We start from the raw sequence: 14,868 nt of genomic DNA, 5'->3' as shown, positions 1-14,868 counted from the left end.
AGTCGAAGATGTGTACGGAGATGCTGTGATGGCCGGCCCCCACGAACCGCTCAAGGCAGGCCCCCACGACCCGTACGTCCGTGTCCGCGGCGCCCGTGAGCACAATCTCAAGGGTGTGGACGTGGACATCCCCCGGGATGTGCTGGCCGTGTTCACGGGGGTGTCCGGGTCCGGGAAGTCCTCGCTCGCGTTCGGCACGATCTACGCCGAGGCGCAGCGCCGGTACTTCGAGTCGGTCGCCCCGTACGCGCGCCGGCTGATCCACCAGGTCGGTGCGCCGAAGGTCGGTGAGATCACCGGTCTGCCGCCCGCGGTCTCCCTGCAGCAGCGGCGCTCGGCGCCGACATCGCGCTCGTCGGTCGGCACGGTCACCAACCTCTCCAACTCCCTGCGGATGCTCTTCTCCCGCGCGGGCGACTATCCGCCCGGCGCCGAACGCCTGGACTCCGACGCCTTCTCCCCCAACACCGCCGCCGGGGCCTGCCCCGAGTGCCACGGGCTGGGTCAAGTGCACCGTACGAGCGAGGAGTTGCTGGTCCCCGACCCGTCCCTGTCGATCCGGGACGGGGCGATCGCCGCGTGGCCGGGCGCCTGGCAGGGCAAGAACCTCCGCGACATCCTCGACGCGCTCGGCCACGACGTCGACCGCCCCTGGCGCGAACTGCCCGCCGCGGAGCGGGAATGGATCCTCTTCACCGACGAACAGCCGGTCGTCACGGTGCACCCGGTGCGCGACGCCGACCGCATCCAACGGCCGTACCAGGGCACGTACATGAGCGCCCACCGGTACGTCATGAAGACCTTCTCCGACTCCAAGAGCCCCACCCTGCGCACCAAGGCAGAGCGCTTCCTGACCAGCGCGCCCTGCCCGGTGTGCCACGGCAGCAGGCTGCGGGCGGAGGCGATGGCGGTGACCGTCGCGGGCCGCACGATCGCCGAGCTGGCGGCGCTCCCGGTCAAGGACCTCGCCTCCGCGCTCGACGCCACGTCGGAGGCCGCCCGTGTCCTCACCGAGGACCTGAACTCCCGTATCGCGCCGATCCTCGAACTCGGCCTCGGCTACCTCAGCCTGAACCGCCCGACCCCCACCCTCTCGGCGGGCGAACTGCAGCGGCTGCGCCTCGCGACGCAGCTGCGCTCCGGGCTCTTCGGTGTCGTCTACGTCCTCGACGAGCCGTCCGCGGGACTGCACCCGGCGGACACCGAGGCCCTGCTCACGGTCCTGGAGCGGCTGAAAGCGGCGGGCAACTCGGTGTTCGTGGTCGAGCACCACCTCGATGTGGTCCGGGGCGCCGACTGGGTGGTGGACGTGGGCCCGTACGCCGGTGAGCACGGCGGGGAGGTGCTGCACAGCGGCCCGGTGGCGGAGCTGGCCTCGGTCGCCGAGTCCGCCACGGCCCGCCATCTCTTCGGCCGCGCACCCGCGGCCGTACGCCAAGTACGCTCCGCCCGCGGCCAGTTGAAGGTCGGCCCGGTCACCCGGCACAACCTGCACGGGGTCGTGGCCGAGTTCCCGCTGGGTGTGTTCACGGCGGTCACCGGCGTGTCCGGTTCCGGCAAGTCCACTCTCATCGGGGAGATCGGCGAGGACCTGGCGGGTGTGGAGCGGCTGGTGTCGGTCGACCAGAAGCCCATCGGGCGTACCCCTCGCTCCAACCTGGCCACGTACACGGGCCTGTTCGACGTCGTGCGCAAGGTGTTCGCGGCCACCGAGGAGGCGCGCGAGCGCGGCTACGGCGTCGGCCGCTTCTCCTTCAACGTGGCCGGAGGGCGCTGCGAGACCTGTCAGGGCGAGGGGTTCGTCAGCGTGGAGCTGCTCTTCCTGCCCAGCACCTACGCCCCGTGCCCGGACTGCGGCGGGGCGCGCTACAACCCCGAGACGCTCGAAGTGACGTACCGGGGGCGGAACATCGCGCAGGTGCTGGACCTGACGGTGGAGAGCGCGGCGGACTTCTTCGCGGACACCCCGGCGGTCGCCCGCGCCCTGGCCACTCTTCTCGACGTGGGCCTCGGATACCTCCGTCTGGGTCAGCCCGCCACCGAGCTCTCCGGCGGCGAGGCCCAGCGCATCAAGCTGGCCGGCGAGCTGCAGCGCGGCCGCCGCAGCCACACCCTGTACCTCCTCGACGAGCCGACCACCGGCCTGCACCCGGCCGACGTGGAGGTCCTGATGCGCCAGCTCCACGGTCTCGTCGACGCCGGTCACACCGTGATCGTCGTCGAGCACGACGTGGCGGTGGTGGCGGGCGCGGACTGGGTGATCGACCTCGGCCCGGGCGGCGGCGACGCGGGCGGCCGCATCGTGGCGGCGGGAACGCCGGTGGAGGTGGCGCGGGCCGAGGGCAGCGCTACGGCGCCGTATCTGAGCCGGGTGCTGCCACCGCGACAGGCGTGAGCGTGCGGCACGCAGGGGATGACGGCGGCTTCACAGGGACGCGAGCCAGGCCGCGGCCTCGTCCGGGCGTGCGAAGCGCACCGTGTCGAGGGGAGCGAACCGCGGATCGCTCGTGCGGCGCGCGATCTCGGCGCGGCGGCCGGTGTGCTGGGACCAGGCCCACCACACCGGGTGCTCCCTGCTGAACCAGCCCGCCCAGGTCTCCCGGTTGCCGCCGAAGATGCGCTCGCGCGTCAGGGAGCGCCTCAGCGAGCGGCGCAGCACGCGCGGCAGCACCACGCGCCTGCCGTAGTCCAGCCAGAGCACGGTGTCGGCCTGCTCCCAGAGCAGGTCGCGGACCTCCGGGTAGCCGATGGAGTCGATGATCCAGCGGGGTTCGGCGGCGATGCGCGACACCGTGTCGGCCAGCTTGTCGTTGACGGCCCAGCCGGGCCCGGAGAAGTACAGCGCGTCCATCTCGTGGTACGGCACGTCCAGGCGCTCGCCCACGGCCCGCGCGAGCGTGGACTTGCCCGCGCCCGTGACACCCACCACCAAGATCCGCTGCACGTCCCGAACCCTACAGCGGCGCCTCGGTGGCGGTGTTCGCGTGGGCGTCAGCCGGTGCCGCGCAGCCCGGAGACCAGGTCGCGGGGCAGGCCGTGGGTGTCGTGGAGGTAGCGGTAGTCCTCTTCGCTCAGCGGGCCGCTGAACCGCGGCCGGGAGAGCACGCGTCGGCCTCGTTCGAGGAGCTTCGTGAAGCGCCGTTCCTCGTCCAGCAGCAGATCGCGGACGGTGCCGATGTCGCAGGTCTGCCGGAAGTGGTCCAGTGTGTGCCCGATCAGCTCCACGGGCAGATCCGTCAGGGTGCGTGAGGGGTCGTCGCGGCGGAGCGTGGTGAGCAGGCGGCGGATCAGGCGGCGCAGTACGTAGCCGCGGCCGGTGTTGGAGACCCGTACGCCGTCTCCCATCACGACGACGCTCGAGCGCAGATGGTCGCAGACGAGGCGCATCGACGGCTCGTCCAGGTCCCACAGCGGCGGCAGCAGTCTCGTCCACGGTTCGAACAGATCCGTCTCGTAGACCGAACGATGGCCCTGCAGCACGGCCATCAGTCGCTCCAGCCCCATGCCCGTGTCGATGGCGGGCCGCGACAGGGGTTCGAGGCTGCCGTCCTCGTGGCGGTGGTGGCGCATGTGGACGTGGTTCCAGATCTCCACCCATCTCGGGTCGGTGGTGGGGGTGCCCTGTGGCGGGGTGCCGGGGCCGCCGGTCCAGACGAAGAGCTCCGAGTCCGGGCCGCACGGTCCGACCGGGCCGTTGGACCACCAGTTCTCGTCGCCGGTCGACTCGACCGGCAGCCCCAACTCCTGCCAGGTGTGCAGGGATTCGACGTCGGGGCCGACCTGCTCGTCGCCGCCGAAGACCGTGACGTACAGCCGCTCGGGCGGGATGCCGAATCCGTCGCGCAGCAGCTCGTACCCCCAACGCAGGCTCTGCGTATGGCCGTAGTCGCCCAGCGACCACGAGCCGAGCATCTCGAAGACCGTCAGATGGGTGGGGTCGCCGACCTCGTCGAGATCGGTGGTGCGCAGACAGCGCTGGACGTTGACCAGCCGCCGTCCCTGGGGATGCGGGCGGCCCTGGAGGTACGGCGTGAGGGGGTGCATGCCGGAGGTGGTGAACAGCACCGGGTCCGGGGGCGGCGGCAGCAGGGTGCTGCCGGTGATGAGTTGGTGGCCGCGCTCGCGGTAGAAGCCGGTGAAGGTCTCCAGGGTGCGGTCGGTGGTCAGGGTGCTCATGGCGGTGTTCCTTCGGGTCGTGGGGACCGGAGAGAACCGCGGGAGCAGCATCCGTGAGCCTGCGAGAAGAGATGCGCCACATCCCGGCGGTCCGTTTCCGGCCGCCGGGGAGAGAGGAAGAGGTCAGGCGTCGGCAGCCGGCGAGTTCGTCGCTCGCGCGGCCGCGGTGTGGCTGCAACAGGTCCTGACCTTCATGGACGCAACGCTAACAAGCGAGCCGAAAGCCTGTCGCCCCGTTTTCGGGCGGGTCGAAAGGCGGGTGGGGGCTAGGGTCTGTTGTCATGCGACTGACGGTTCTCGGCGGCTGTGGTGCGTGGCCCACCGCGGTGCAGGCGTGCAGCGGCTATCTCGTCGAGTACGACGGCTTCCGGCTGCTGCTCGATCCCGGCTACGCCACCCTGCCGCGGCTGCTTCGGCACCACACCGTCGACGCGGTCGACGCCGTCCTGGTCAGCCACGGGCACCCCGACCACTGCGCCGACCTCAACCCCCTGCTGCGGGCGAGGGGGTTGAGTGAGGATCCGCCGCCGGCTCTGCCCGTGTACGCGCCGTACGGTGCGCTCGACGCGGTGCTGGCGCTCGACAGGCCGGGGATGCTCGCCGCGGCGTACCGGCTCCACGAGTTCGACCCGGGCGAGCGGTTCGGCATCGGCCCGTTCACCGTCGACACCCGGCTGCTGCCGCACTTCGTGCCCAACGCGGGCATCCGGCTGAGCACGCCCGGCGGGGTGCTCGCCTACACGGGTGACACCGGCCCCAGCACCGAGATCCCGCGACTCGCCGAGGGCGCCGACCTGTTCCTGTCGGAGGCCACGTACATCCACCGCGTGCCGGAAGACGACGCATCGTGTCTGCTGACCGCGGAGTTGGCCGGGCGATACGCGCAACAGGCGGATGTCGCGCGGCTGTTGCTCACCCATCTGTGGCCGGGCACGGACGCGACGGCCGCCCGGGAGGCGGCCGCGGGGTTCTTCGGGAGGACGGTCGATGTCGCTCTCCCGGACCTCGTCGTGACGACGGTGTCCTGATGTTTCGGCTCTACGCGACCAACGCCGTGTGGATCCAGCCCAGTTGATCCGTCGTCGTGGGCTGTGCGGCACGGGCGAGCGAGCGTCGGTCGTGGTGGGTGCCCGGCGCGATGACGTCGCGCACGTCGACCTCGGCGACCAGGCCGCGTGCCGTCAGCACGCGCCACACCGAGGTCAGCAGCGAGTCGTCGCCGATGAAGGCGGGCACCGTGCTCGGTGTGCCGCCGGTGATCCGGTAGCGCAGCCGGACCGGCTGGACGGGCACGTTCGCGTCGAGCGCCGCCTGGAAGACCGCCCGCCGGAAGGTGCCCTGGGCGCGGCCGCACCAGGTGCTGCCCTCGGGGAAGACGGCCACGGCGTGCCCGCCGCGCAGGGAGTCCGCGATCAGGGCGACCGTTCCCGGGAGCGCGCGCAGCCGTTCCCGGTCGATGAACAGCGCGCCGCTGCCGGCCGTCAGCCGACCGGCGACGGGCCAGCCGCGGATGTCGGACTTGGCGAGCATCCGGGCCGGGCGTACGGCGGCGAGCAGCGGGATGTCCAGCCAGGAGATGTGGTTGGCGACCAGCAGCAGTCCGCCGGTGGGCGCGGCGGTGCCGTTGATCCGGACCCGGACCCCCGCGGCCCGTACGATCCACCGGCACCACCGCTTCACTAGTTCGGCGGGGATCCGCCCGCCGAGCGGCAGCAGCGCGGTCCCGGTGAGCACCAGGACCACGACCGCCGCCATGCGCAGCACGGCGCGCGGTACGGCCGTGGCGGACGCCGTCGCCTCGATGCACGTCCGCGGGGTGCAGGGCGCGCTGGGCTGCCAGGCGCTCATCAGGCCGGCACGAGCGAGAGGAAGTGCCGCAGATAGCGCGGGTTGACCCGGCGCATCGACAACAGCACATACAGGTCGGCGACCCCGAAGTCCGGGTCGTGGGCGGGCTCCGCGCACACCCAGGCGCCGAGGCGGAGGTAGCCGCGCAGCAGCGCGGGCAGTTCGGTGTCGGCGGCCGTCCCGGCGTCGCCGGGGACCCAGGGCAGCAGCGGGCGTACCCGGTACTCCTGCGGCGCGAGGTACTTGGCGCGCACCTTGTCCCAGGTCGCGGAGGCGAGCCTGCCGCCGTCGGCCAGCGGGACGGAGCAGCAGCCGGCCAGCCATTCGTGGCCGCGGTCCACCATGTAGCGGGCGATCCCGGCCCATATGAGGCCGATGACGGCGCCGTCGCGGTGGTCGGGGTGGACGCAGGAGCGGCCGACCTCGACGAGACCGGGCCGGATGGCGTCGAGCGCGGTCAGGTCGAACTCGCCCTCGGAGTACAGCCGTCCGGCGACGGCCGCGCGCTCGGGCGGCAGCAGCCGGTAGGTGCCGACGACCTGTCCCGTCGACTCCTCACGCACCAGCAGATGGTCGCAGTACGCGTCGAAGGCGTCGATGTCGTGGCCCGGCTCGGCGGTGGCCAGCAGGGCACCCATCTCCCCGGCGAAGACGTCGTGCCGCAGCCGCTGCGCGGCACGCACATCGGCCTCGTCGCGGGCGAGCGAGACGCTGTAGCGGGTGGGTGCGGCGGGCTGCGGGGGACGGTCGAGCGTGGATACGCCGGTCATGGCTCTCTCCTGGTCACGCGCCGGGTCGGCGGAACGGGGGCGGCTGAGCGGTGTCGTGCGATCCGCCGCCCCTGTTCTTCCGATGCCGACTGACCTTCGCGTGACCGGCGCAGAGAGAACGGGTGTGAGGTTGCTGAACGGCTCGGGCCGCCCCTGTCATTTCGCCGGCGCGCAGTGCTCCAGCCATCCGCGGGTCTCCCGCGCGTCGAGCACGCGCTCCAGGACGAGGGCTCCGGTCATGCCGGGGAAGAACCGGCCGGCGGGCCAGCCCCGCTCGTAGGGAGGCGGGTCCAGGACGAGGAGTCGTACGCCGTCGACGACGGGGATGTCGGCGGGCGTTCCCTCGTTCCACACCCACTCACCGCCCGGCGTCACGAGGTTGAACGAGCCGGTCGTCGGCACCTGGCCCGGCGCGTCCCGGCACACGGCGACCTCCTCGGCGGAGGGCGCGCGGCCTTCGATGTGGCCGCCGCCGACCAGGGCGTCGGCGAGCAGGGTGTGCAGCTGGAAGTTGTCGGCGAGGCCGCTCATGCGCAGCGCGTAGCCGGTGCCGGTGGGGCGGTGCAGCGCGATCAGCGGTTCGTCGTCGAGGACGAGCAGGGCGTGGTCGAGGCACTTGAAGTCGTGCCCGGAGGCTTCCTGGACGGGACGCAGCGCGGCCAGCAACTGCGGGCGCCGCTCGGCCAGTTGGGCCCGTACCGCGCTGTGGTTGAGCATCGCGACGGACGCCATCTCCCACTGCGGCAGCGTGCACCAGGCCAACGCCGCGTCCTGGCCGACCCGTTCGACCATTGTGTCGTCCAGGGAGCCGTCGTCGGGCTCGGGCAGATCTCCCCCGCCGGTCGCAGCCCAGCGCTCGCAGAACTCCCCCGCGCCGGTGAGCGCTTCGGCGAGTCCGTCGAAGACGTACGGTGCGCAGGCGGTCGCGTCGGCGCCCTGTTCCACGCAGGCTCCGGTCAGTACCGCGACCAGCGCGCGGGGCCCGGGAGGTACGTCCGCGAGCAGTGCCGCGAGCCGGGGGCCCGCCTGTACGAACTCGCCCTCCGCGGCGTCCCCGTAGTGCTGCTGTATCTCCTGCATGGCGTGCTGGGAACGCTGTCCGTCCCGCTCGCGCACGGCGGTCTCGAAGCCGGCGACGGCGTCGAGGAACCGCCCCCCGTTGGGCGTAGAAATCATGCCCGAACCCTACAGACCCCGCACATGCGGGGCGGGGCCGGGGAGCACCACTCCCGGCCCCGCCCGTCCGCCTCTTGTCGGCGGACGTCTTTCGAGCGCCGCGTGCCCAATGCGGCGGCTCAATACGGCTAGCGCTTGGCCACCTTGCGCGTGGCCCGCAGCCATTCCTTGTTCATGCTGGTGATGGACATCAGCGGGATGCCCTTCGGGCAGGCGGTGGCGCACTCGCCGGTCAACGTGCAGCCGCCGAAGCCCTCTTCGTCCATCTGGGCCACCATGTCCAGGACGCGGGTCTCGCGCTCGGGTGCGCCCTGCGGCAGCGTGTTGAGGTGGTTGATCTTGGCGGAGGTGAAGAGCATCGCCGCGCCGTTCGGGCAGGCCGCCACGCAGGCTCCGCAGCCGATGCACTCCGCGTGCTCGAAGGCGAAGTCGGCGTCCGGCTTCGGTACGGGTGTGGCGTGGGCCTCGGGTGCGGCGCCGGTGGGTGCGGTGATGTAGCCGCCGGACTGGATGATCCGGTCGAAGGCCGAGCGGTCGACGACGAGGTCCTTGATCACCGGGAAGGCGGAGGCCCGCCACGGCTCGATGTCGATGGTGTCGCCGTCCTTGAAGGACCGCATGTGCAGCTGGCAGGTGGTGGTGCGCTCGGGCCCGTGCGCGTCGCCGTTGATGACGAGCGAGCAGGCGCCGCAGATGCCCTCGCGGCAGTCGTGGTCGAAGGCGACCGGGTCCTCGCCCTTGAGGATGAGCTCCTCGTTGAGGGTGTCGAGCATCTCCAGGAAGGACATGTCGGAGGAGATGTTGTCCACCTCGTACGTGGACATGGTGCCTTCGGCGTCGGCGTTCTTCTGCCGCCAGACGCGCAGGGTGAGCTTCATGCGTAGCTCCGCTGAGTGGGGTGGACGTACTCGAAGACCAGGTCTTCCTTGTGCAGGGTGGGGGCCTGGCCGGTGCCGGTGAACTCCCAGGCGGCCGCGTAGCCGAACTCCTCGTCTCTGCGGGCCGCTTCGCCGTCCGGGGTCTGCGACTCCTCGCGGAAGTGGCCGCCGCAGGACTCGGCGCGGTGCAGCGCGTCGAGGCACATCAGCTCGGCGAGTTCCAGGTAGTCGACGATGCGGTTGGCCTTCTCCAGCGACTGGTTGAACTCCTCGCCGGTGCCGGGCACCTTGATGCGCCGCCAGAACTCCTCGCGGATCTGCGGGATGCGCTCCAGTGCCTTGCGCAGTCCGGTGTCGGTGCGGGCCATGCCGCAGAACTCCCACATGAGTTCGCCGACTTCGCGGTGGAAGGAGTCGGGGGTGCGGTCGCCGTCCACGGCGAGCAGCCTGGCGAGCCGGTCCTCGGTCTCACGGACGGTCTCGACGGCGGCCGGGTGCGAGGCGTCGACCTCGTCCTTGTGCGGGTTGCGCGCCAGGTAGTCGTTGATCGTCGCCGGCAGGACGAAGTAGCCGTCGGCGAGACCCTGCATCAGGGCGGACGCGCCCAGCCGGTTGGCGCCGTGGTCGGAGAAGTTGGCCTCGCCGATCGCGAACAGGCCGGGGATCGTGGTCTGAAGGTCGTAGTCGACCCACAGTCCGCCCATCGTGTAGTGCACGGCGGGGTAGATCCGCATGGGCACCTGGTACGGATCCTCGTCGGTGATCCGCTGGTACATGTCGAAGAGGTTGCCGTACTTGGCCTCCACAGCCTTCCGGCCCATCCGCTGGATCGCGTCGGCGAAGTCGAGGTAGACGCCCTGTCCGCCGGGCCCGACCCCGCGGCCCTCGTCGCACACGTTCTTCGCGGCACGCGAGGCGATGTCGCGGGGCACGAGGTTGCCGTAGGAGGGGTAGATGCGCTCCAGGTAGTAGTCGCGCTCGTCCTCGGGGATCTTGTTCGCGGGCCGGTCGTCGCCCTTGGCCTTCGGCACCCAGATGCGGCCGTCGTTGCGCAGCGACTCGCTCATCAGCGTCAGCTTGGACTGGTGGTCGCCGGTGCGTGGGATGCAGGTGGGGTGGATCTGGGTGAAGCAGGGGTTGGCGAAGTAGGCGCCGCGCCGGTGGGCCCGCCAGATGGCGGTGGCGTTGGAGTTCATGGCGTTCGTCGACAGGTAGAAGACGTTGCCGTAGCCGCCGGAGGCCAGGACGACGGCGTCCGCGAAGTAGGTGGAGATCTTCCCCGAGATCAGGTCGCGGGCGACGATGCCGCGGGCCTTGCCGTCGACGACGATCAGGTCGAGCATCTCGGTGCGCGGGTGCATCTCGACGTTGCCCGCCGCGATCTGGCGGGACAGCGCCTGGTACGCGCCCAGCAGCAGCTGCTGGCCCGTCTGGCCGCGGGCGTAGAAGGTCCGCGAGACCTGGACGCCGCCGAAGGAGCGGGTGTCGAGCAGTCCGCCGTACTCCCGCGCGAACGGCACGCCCTGTGCCACGCACTGGTCGATGATCTCGACCGAGATCTGCGCCAGCCGGTGCACGTTGGACTCGCGCGCCCTGAAGTCGCCGCCCTTGACGGTGTCGTAGAACAGCCGGTAGACGGAGTCGCCGTCGTTGCGGTAGTTCTTCGCGGCGTTGATGCCGCCCTGCGCGGCGATGGAGTGGGCGCGGCGCGGCGAGTCCTGGTAGCAGAACTGGACGACGTGGTAGCCCTGTTCGGCGAGAGTGGCGCCCGCGGAACCGCCGGCCAGACCGGTGCCCACCACGATCACCGTGTGCTTGCGCCGGTTGGCGGGGTTGACCAGCTTGGCCTCGAAACGGCGCGTGTCCCAGCGCTCGTTGACCGGACCGGCAGGCGCCTTGGTGTCGGCGATCGGCTCGCCGGTCGAGTAATCCACGTACTCAGCAGACATGTTCAGCTCACCACTCCGGTCATGACGCCCACGGGTACGGCGATGAAGCCGGCCGTGAGCAGCAGTGCGAGGACGTTGCCAGTGATCTTCAGGGCGCGGTCGCGGGTGCGGCTGCCGACGCCGAGGGTCTGCGCGGCGCTCCAGAAGCCGTGCTGGATGTGCAGGCCGAGGGCGAGCATCGCCACGATGTAGATGACGTTGCCGTACCAGGTGGAGAAGGTGTCCACGACGTTCTGGTACGGGTGGCCCTGCTGGAAGCCGCCGGAGTGCACGGTGCCGGTGGTCAGGTCGAGGATGTGCCACACGATGAACAGGGCGAGGATGATCCCGCCCCAGCGCATGGTGCGCGTGGCGTAGCTCGCCGCGGGCTTCTTGTGCACGTACTTGCTCGGGCGGGCCCTGATGTCGCGGCGGCTGAGCTGGTAGGCGGAGACGGCGTGGGCGACGACCGCGACGACGAGGACGATTCGGATCAGCCAGAGCGTCCACTCGTAGTGCATGAAGGGCTCGCCGACGGTGCGCAGCCAGTGCGCGTAGTGGTTGAACTCCCCCGCACCGAAGAAGATCTTCAGGTTGCCGATCACATGCGCGACCAGGTACAGCAGCATGATCACGCCGCTGACCGCCATCACCGTCTTCTTGCCGACGGAGCTGTCCCACACGGTGCGTGCCATGGACGGCCGTCGGTCCGTCCGCGTTGCCAGAGCCATGAGTCAAGACGCTAGGCCCGCGAGGGCCGATCGGTCCAAGACATGGTGCGGCTTGATTCGATAGGTGCGAGCTATCGTGACACCATGCAGTTCCAGCAGCTTCAGTACTTCGTCGCCGTCGCGGAGACCCGGCACTTCACCCGGGCCGCGGATCTGGTGCACGTCGCCCAGCCGTCCCTGTCCCAGCAGATCAAGGCGCTGGAGCGGGAGCTGGGGGCCGATCTGTTCCTGCGGGCGCGCGGCAACATCACCCTCACCGACGCGGGCGAGGCGCTGCTGCCGCTGGCCCGCCGCATCCTGGCCGACGCGGACACCGCCCGGCACGAGGTGCAGGAGCTGGTGCAGCTGCGCAGCGGCCGGGTCCGGCTGGGCGCGACGCCGAGCGTGTGCACGGGTCTGCTGCCGGACGTGCTGCGCGCCTTTCACGACCGCTACCCGGGCATCCGGCTGCTGATCGAGGAGGGCGGCTCCCACGATCTCGTACGGGAGCTCGCCCGCGGCGCCCTCGACCTCGCCCTGGTCGTCCTGCCGCTGCCGACGCCGTCCCCGGCACTGACCACGGTGGAGCTGCTGCGCGAGGACCTGGTCGTGGTGTCGTCCCCGGAGTCGGCGGCGCCGGGCGGTCCGGGCCGGCGCACCGTCCGCATCGCCGACCTGGAGGGCGAGCGCCTGGTGATGTTCCGGCACGGCTACGACCTGCGCGAACTGACGGTGGCCGCCTGCCGCGCCGAGGGGTTCGAGCCGGACTTCGCGGTCGAGGGCGGCGAGATGGACGCGGTCCTCGGATTCGTCCGGGCGGGGCTGGGCCTGGCGGTCGTGCCGCGCATGGTGGCCGCCCGGTCGGGACGCGGGCTGCGGGTGACACCGCTGGCCCGGCCCGGACTGCACCGCACGATCGCCCTGGCGCACCGCAGCGATGTGGCGCCGCCGCGCGCGGCACGGGAGTTGCAGCGGATGCTGCTGGAGCGCTAGCCGGCCCGCGGACAGTCGCCCTCGGCACCTTGTTTCAAGTTACATCTATCTGCATAATGCGGTTATGCATAAGCGGGTTATGGAACCGGCGGATGCCCAGGCGCCGCCGGACGAAGACACACAGGCGTCACCGGAGGCGCTGATGATCGCCGTGGAGCAACTGGTGCTCTACGTCCGCCGCAGCGCCACCACCGGCGGTCTGAGCACCGCCGCCTCGTCCGTGCTCGGCTTCCTCGGCCGCGAGGGTGCCTGCCGGCTGACCGATCTGGCCCGCACCCAGCGGGTGTCCCAGCCCAACATGACCCAGTTGGTCACCCGGCTGGAGCGGGCGGGTCTGGTCCGGCGCACCGCCGACAGCCGGGACGGGCGGGGCGTGCTGGTCGAGGCCACCGACGCGGGCATGGAGGTCTTCCGGCAGCGGCGCACCGAGCGCACCCAGGCGCTGCAGGAGGTCGTCGGCCGACTGTCCGGGCCGGAGCAGGACGCGGTGCGGACCGCCCTGCCCGCCCTCGCGCGCGCGATCCACGACCTCGACTGACGTCCGCCACCCCTGTGACCCTCAACTCCCCGGAAGAGAACCGCACATGAGTGCTTCGCACGAGCGGGCCGCAAGCCCCTTCAAGCAACCGAAGGCCGTCTGGGCCGTCGCGTTCGCCTGCGTGATCTCGTTCATGGGCATCGGCCTGGTCGACCCGATCCTGCCTGCCCTGGCCGACAGCCTGCACGCGACTCCCAGCCAGGTCTCGCTGCTGTTCAGCAGCTATCTGATCGTCACGGCCGTCGCCATGCTGATCGTCGGCTGGGTCTCCAGCCGGCTCGGCGCCAAGCGCACCCTCGTGGTGGGGCTCGCCGTCATCGTGGTCTTCGCCGCGCTGGCCGGCACCTCCGGCTCCATCAACGGCATCGTCGGCTTCCGCGCGGGCTGGGGGCTGGGCAACGCCCTGTTCATCGCCACCTCCCTGGCCGTCATCGTCGCCTCGGCCAGCGGTGGCTTCGGTGGCGCGATCATCCTCTACGAGACCGCCCTCGGCCTCGGCATCGCCGTGGGGCCGCTGCTCGGCGGCGAGTTGGGGGCCATCAGCTGGCGCGGTCCCTTCTTCGGCGTGGCCGTGCTGATGGCGATAGCCCTGGCGGCGACGCTGGCCTTCGTCCCGACGCTGCCCAAGCCGGCCAAACCCACCTCGGCGCTGGCCCCGCTCAAGGCGCTGCGCCACCGCGGGCTGCTGACCATGGGCATCATGGCGCTGCTGTACAACTGGGGCTTCTTCACGATGCTCGGGTACGCGCCCTACCCGATGGAGCTCAGCGCCCACCAGCTCGGCCTGGTGTTCACCGGCTGGGGTCTGCTGGTGGCCGCGTTCAGCGTGTTCTTCGCCCCGCGTCTGCAGGGGCGGTACGGCACCGCACCCGTGCTCTACGCCAATCTGCTCGGCCTCGGGATCGTGATGGCCGTCATCGCGGCCGGGGTCGACACGCCCGCCGTGGTCATCGTGGCGGTCATCGTCAGCGGCGCCTTCATCGGCATCAACAACACCCTGACCACCCAGGCCGTCATGCTGGTGTCGCCCGTGGAGCGGCCGGTCGCCTCCTCCGCGTACGGCTTCCTGCGCTTCATCGGCGGGGGTCTGGCGCCCTACGTCGCCGGGAAGCTGGCCGACGCCACCGACCTGAGTGTGCCGTTCTACCTCGGTGCCGCCACCTTCGTCGTCGCCATCCCCGTCCTCGCCACCGGTCACAAGCTGCTGCGGCAGGCCGAGTCGCGCGCGGAGGAGGGCGAGCAGGTCGGCCCGGTGCTCACCCCGGTCACCGCTCCCGCCGCGCCGGGCGCGGCTCCGGTCCTCGTGGCCGTCGGCGCGCACGAGCGTGCGGACGGCATCGTGGACGCGGCCGCCCGGCTGGCCCGCGAGAGCGGCAGCCCGCTGGAGGTGGTGCACGTCCAGCAGACCGCCGTCGTCGAGGAACAGGCGGCCGACACCGAACCCGCCGACGAGGCGCGGCGCGCGGTCACCCGCCACCTCGAACGGCTCGCCGGGCAGGGCGTCACCGCCACCGGGCAGATCCTCGTCAGCGTCGGCGACCACGCGGCGGCCGGCCGTCTCCTGGCCCGGCACGCGGCCCGCATCGGCGCCCGCGCCGTCGCCGTCGGCCGCTCCCCGCACGGCGCACTCGTCCAGTTCACCGACGGCAGCCTGACCATGGCCCTGACCCACAGCGCCGCATGCACGGTCGTCCTGGTGGACCCCGACCACGCCCCCCGCCCACTGACCCACGACGCACTCACGGAACTGCGGGGCAGCGCCGCCTGACGCTTTGCTGCGGTACGGCAAGGGGGGCGAGCAATCCCCTCGCTCGCCCCCCGGTGCGTCCGGCGCCCGAAACACCGTCACGG

13 protein-coding genes are annotated in these 14,868 nt (G+C 71.4%); 5 read left to right on the top strand and 8 right to left on the bottom strand.

Translation table 11 applies throughout. From position 1 onward, the window contains the following. The first annotated feature begins 28 nt into the window (after window positions 1–28). Entirely contained in the window at window positions 29–2,395 is a 2,367-nt protein-coding gene (locus tag JYK17_RS03400) for an ATP-binding cassette domain-containing protein (protein ID WP_222809729.1), read from the top strand. A gap of 30 nt (window positions 2,396–2,425) precedes the next feature. On the opposite strand, the gene JYK17_RS03395 is transcribed toward JYK17_RS03400, so the two are convergent. Next, window positions 2,426–2,944, bottom strand: a complete 519-nt coding sequence (locus JYK17_RS03395; RefSeq protein ID WP_108012297.1) for a P-loop NTPase family protein — start codon at window positions 2,942–2,944, stop codon at window positions 2,426–2,428. A gap of 47 nt (window positions 2,945–2,991) precedes the next feature. Continuing rightward, entirely contained in the window at window positions 2,992–4,176 is a 1,185-nt protein-coding gene (locus tag JYK17_RS03390; RefSeq protein WP_372464911.1) for an alanine--tRNA ligase-related protein, read from the bottom strand. A gap of 281 nt (window positions 4,177–4,457) precedes the next feature. Between JYK17_RS03390 and JYK17_RS03385 the strand changes: the two genes are divergently transcribed. Continuing rightward, window positions 4,458–5,204: an MBL fold metallo-hydrolase gene (locus JYK17_RS03385; protein ID WP_222809728.1), complete on the top strand. Its 747-nt coding sequence runs from the start codon at window positions 4,458–4,460 to the stop codon at window positions 5,202–5,204. 10 nt (window positions 5,205–5,214) lie between these two features. Here the strand turns inward: JYK17_RS03385 and JYK17_RS03380 are convergent, their stop codons facing one another. The 6 genes from JYK17_RS03380 to JYK17_RS03355 all read right to left on the bottom strand — a co-directional run bounded on the left by JYK17_RS03380 (window position 5,215) and on the right by JYK17_RS03355 (window position 11,471). Continuing rightward, window positions 5,215–6,024, bottom strand: a complete 810-nt coding sequence (locus JYK17_RS03380; RefSeq protein ID WP_222809727.1) for a lysophospholipid acyltransferase family protein — start codon at window positions 6,022–6,024, stop codon at window positions 5,215–5,217. Next, window positions 6,024–6,794 carry a GNAT family N-acetyltransferase gene (locus JYK17_RS03375; RefSeq protein ID WP_128801215.1) on the bottom strand — a complete coding sequence of 257 codons (771 nt, stop codon included), beginning with the start codon at window positions 6,792–6,794 and terminating at the stop codon, window positions 6,024–6,026. Before JYK17_RS03375 ends, JYK17_RS03380 begins: the two co-directional genes overlap by 1 nt. Window positions 6,795–6,950: 156 nt before the next feature. Beyond that, window positions 6,951–7,970, bottom strand: a complete 1,020-nt coding sequence (locus JYK17_RS03370; protein ID WP_222809726.1) for a hypothetical protein — start codon at window positions 7,968–7,970, stop codon at window positions 6,951–6,953. A gap of 128 nt (window positions 7,971–8,098) precedes the next feature. Next, the gene (locus tag JYK17_RS03365) at window positions 8,099–8,848 is read right to left on the bottom strand and encodes a succinate dehydrogenase/fumarate reductase iron-sulfur subunit (RefSeq protein ID WP_128801217.1); all 750 of its coding nucleotides are present in this window, start codon (window positions 8,846–8,848) and stop codon (window positions 8,099–8,101) included. Next, a complete protein-coding gene (locus JYK17_RS03360; protein ID WP_108012291.1) occupies window positions 8,845–10,797 on the bottom strand; it encodes a fumarate reductase/succinate dehydrogenase flavoprotein subunit in 1,953 nt (650 codons plus the stop codon). Before JYK17_RS03360 ends, JYK17_RS03365 begins: the two co-directional genes overlap by 4 nt. Before the next feature lie 2 nt (window positions 10,798–10,799). Then, the gene (locus JYK17_RS03355; RefSeq protein WP_108012290.1) at window positions 10,800–11,471 is read right to left on the bottom strand and encodes a succinate dehydrogenase; all 672 of its coding nucleotides are present in this window, start codon (window positions 11,469–11,471) and stop codon (window positions 10,800–10,802) included. Between the two features lie 120 nt (window positions 11,472–11,591). Here JYK17_RS03355 and JYK17_RS03350 point away from each other — a divergent pair, with 120 nt between their 5' ends. The 3 genes from JYK17_RS03350 (at window position 11,592) to JYK17_RS03340 (ending at window position 14,785) form a co-directional block, all read left to right on the top strand. Continuing rightward, complete coding sequence (locus tag JYK17_RS03350) at window positions 11,592–12,479, top strand: LysR family transcriptional regulator (RefSeq protein WP_128801219.1); 888 nt, start codon at window positions 11,592–11,594, stop codon at window positions 12,477–12,479. Between the two features lie 64 nt (window positions 12,480–12,543). Beyond that, the gene (locus JYK17_RS03345; RefSeq protein WP_234548276.1) at window positions 12,544–13,017 is read left to right on the top strand and encodes a MarR family winged helix-turn-helix transcriptional regulator; all 474 of its coding nucleotides are present in this window, start codon (window positions 12,544–12,546) and stop codon (window positions 13,015–13,017) included. Between the two features lie 46 nt (window positions 13,018–13,063). Beyond that, entirely contained in the window at window positions 13,064–14,785 is a 1,722-nt protein-coding gene (locus tag JYK17_RS03340; protein WP_108012287.1) for an MFS transporter, read from the top strand. Window positions 14,786–14,868: the final 83 nt, after the last annotated feature.

Source organism: Streptomyces plumbidurans, assembly GCF_019857225.1.
Lineage (GTDB): Bacteria > Actinomycetota > Actinomycetes > Streptomycetales > Streptomycetaceae > Streptomyces > Streptomyces plumbidurans.
Note: the sequence above shows the minus strand (reverse complement) of the source record. Positions and strands in the feature narration are given on the sequence as shown.

Coding starts and splice junctions, on each gene's coding strand:
- JYK17_RS03380 (WP_222809727.1), bottom strand. CDS start 6,024: ATGAGCGCCTGGCAGCCCAGCGCGCCCTGCACCCCGCGGACGTGCATC.
- JYK17_RS03350 (WP_128801219.1), top strand. CDS start 11,592: ATGCAGTTCCAGCAGCTTCAGTACTTCGTCGCCGTCGCGGAGACCCGG.
- JYK17_RS03375 (WP_128801215.1), bottom strand. CDS start 6,794: ATGACCGGCGTATCCACGCTCGACCGTCCCCCGCAGCCCGCCGCACCC.
- JYK17_RS03360 (WP_108012291.1), bottom strand. CDS start 10,797: ATGTCTGCTGAGTACGTGGATTACTCGACCGGCGAGCCGATCGCCGAC.
- JYK17_RS03370 (WP_222809726.1), bottom strand. CDS start 7,970: ATGATTTCTACGCCCAACGGGGGGCGGTTCCTCGACGCCGTCGCCGGC.
- JYK17_RS03345 (WP_234548276.1), top strand. CDS start 12,544: ATGCATAAGCGGGTTATGGAACCGGCGGATGCCCAGGCGCCGCCGGAC.
- JYK17_RS03390 (WP_372464911.1), bottom strand. CDS start 4,176: ATGAGCACCCTGACCACCGACCGCACCCTGGAGACCTTCACCGGCTTC.
- JYK17_RS03355 (WP_108012290.1), bottom strand. CDS start 11,471: ATGGCACGCACCGTGTGGGACAGCTCCGTCGGCAAGAAGACGGTGATG.
- JYK17_RS03340 (WP_108012287.1), top strand. CDS start 13,064: ATGAGTGCTTCGCACGAGCGGGCCGCAAGCCCCTTCAAGCAACCGAAG.
- JYK17_RS03385 (WP_222809728.1), top strand. CDS start 4,458: ATGCGACTGACGGTTCTCGGCGGCTGTGGTGCGTGGCCCACCGCGGTG.
- JYK17_RS03400 (WP_222809729.1), top strand. CDS start 29: ATGGCCGGCCCCCACGAACCGCTCAAGGCAGGCCCCCACGACCCGTAC.
- JYK17_RS03365 (WP_128801217.1), bottom strand. CDS start 8,848: ATGAAGCTCACCCTGCGCGTCTGGCGGCAGAAGAACGCCGACGCCGAA.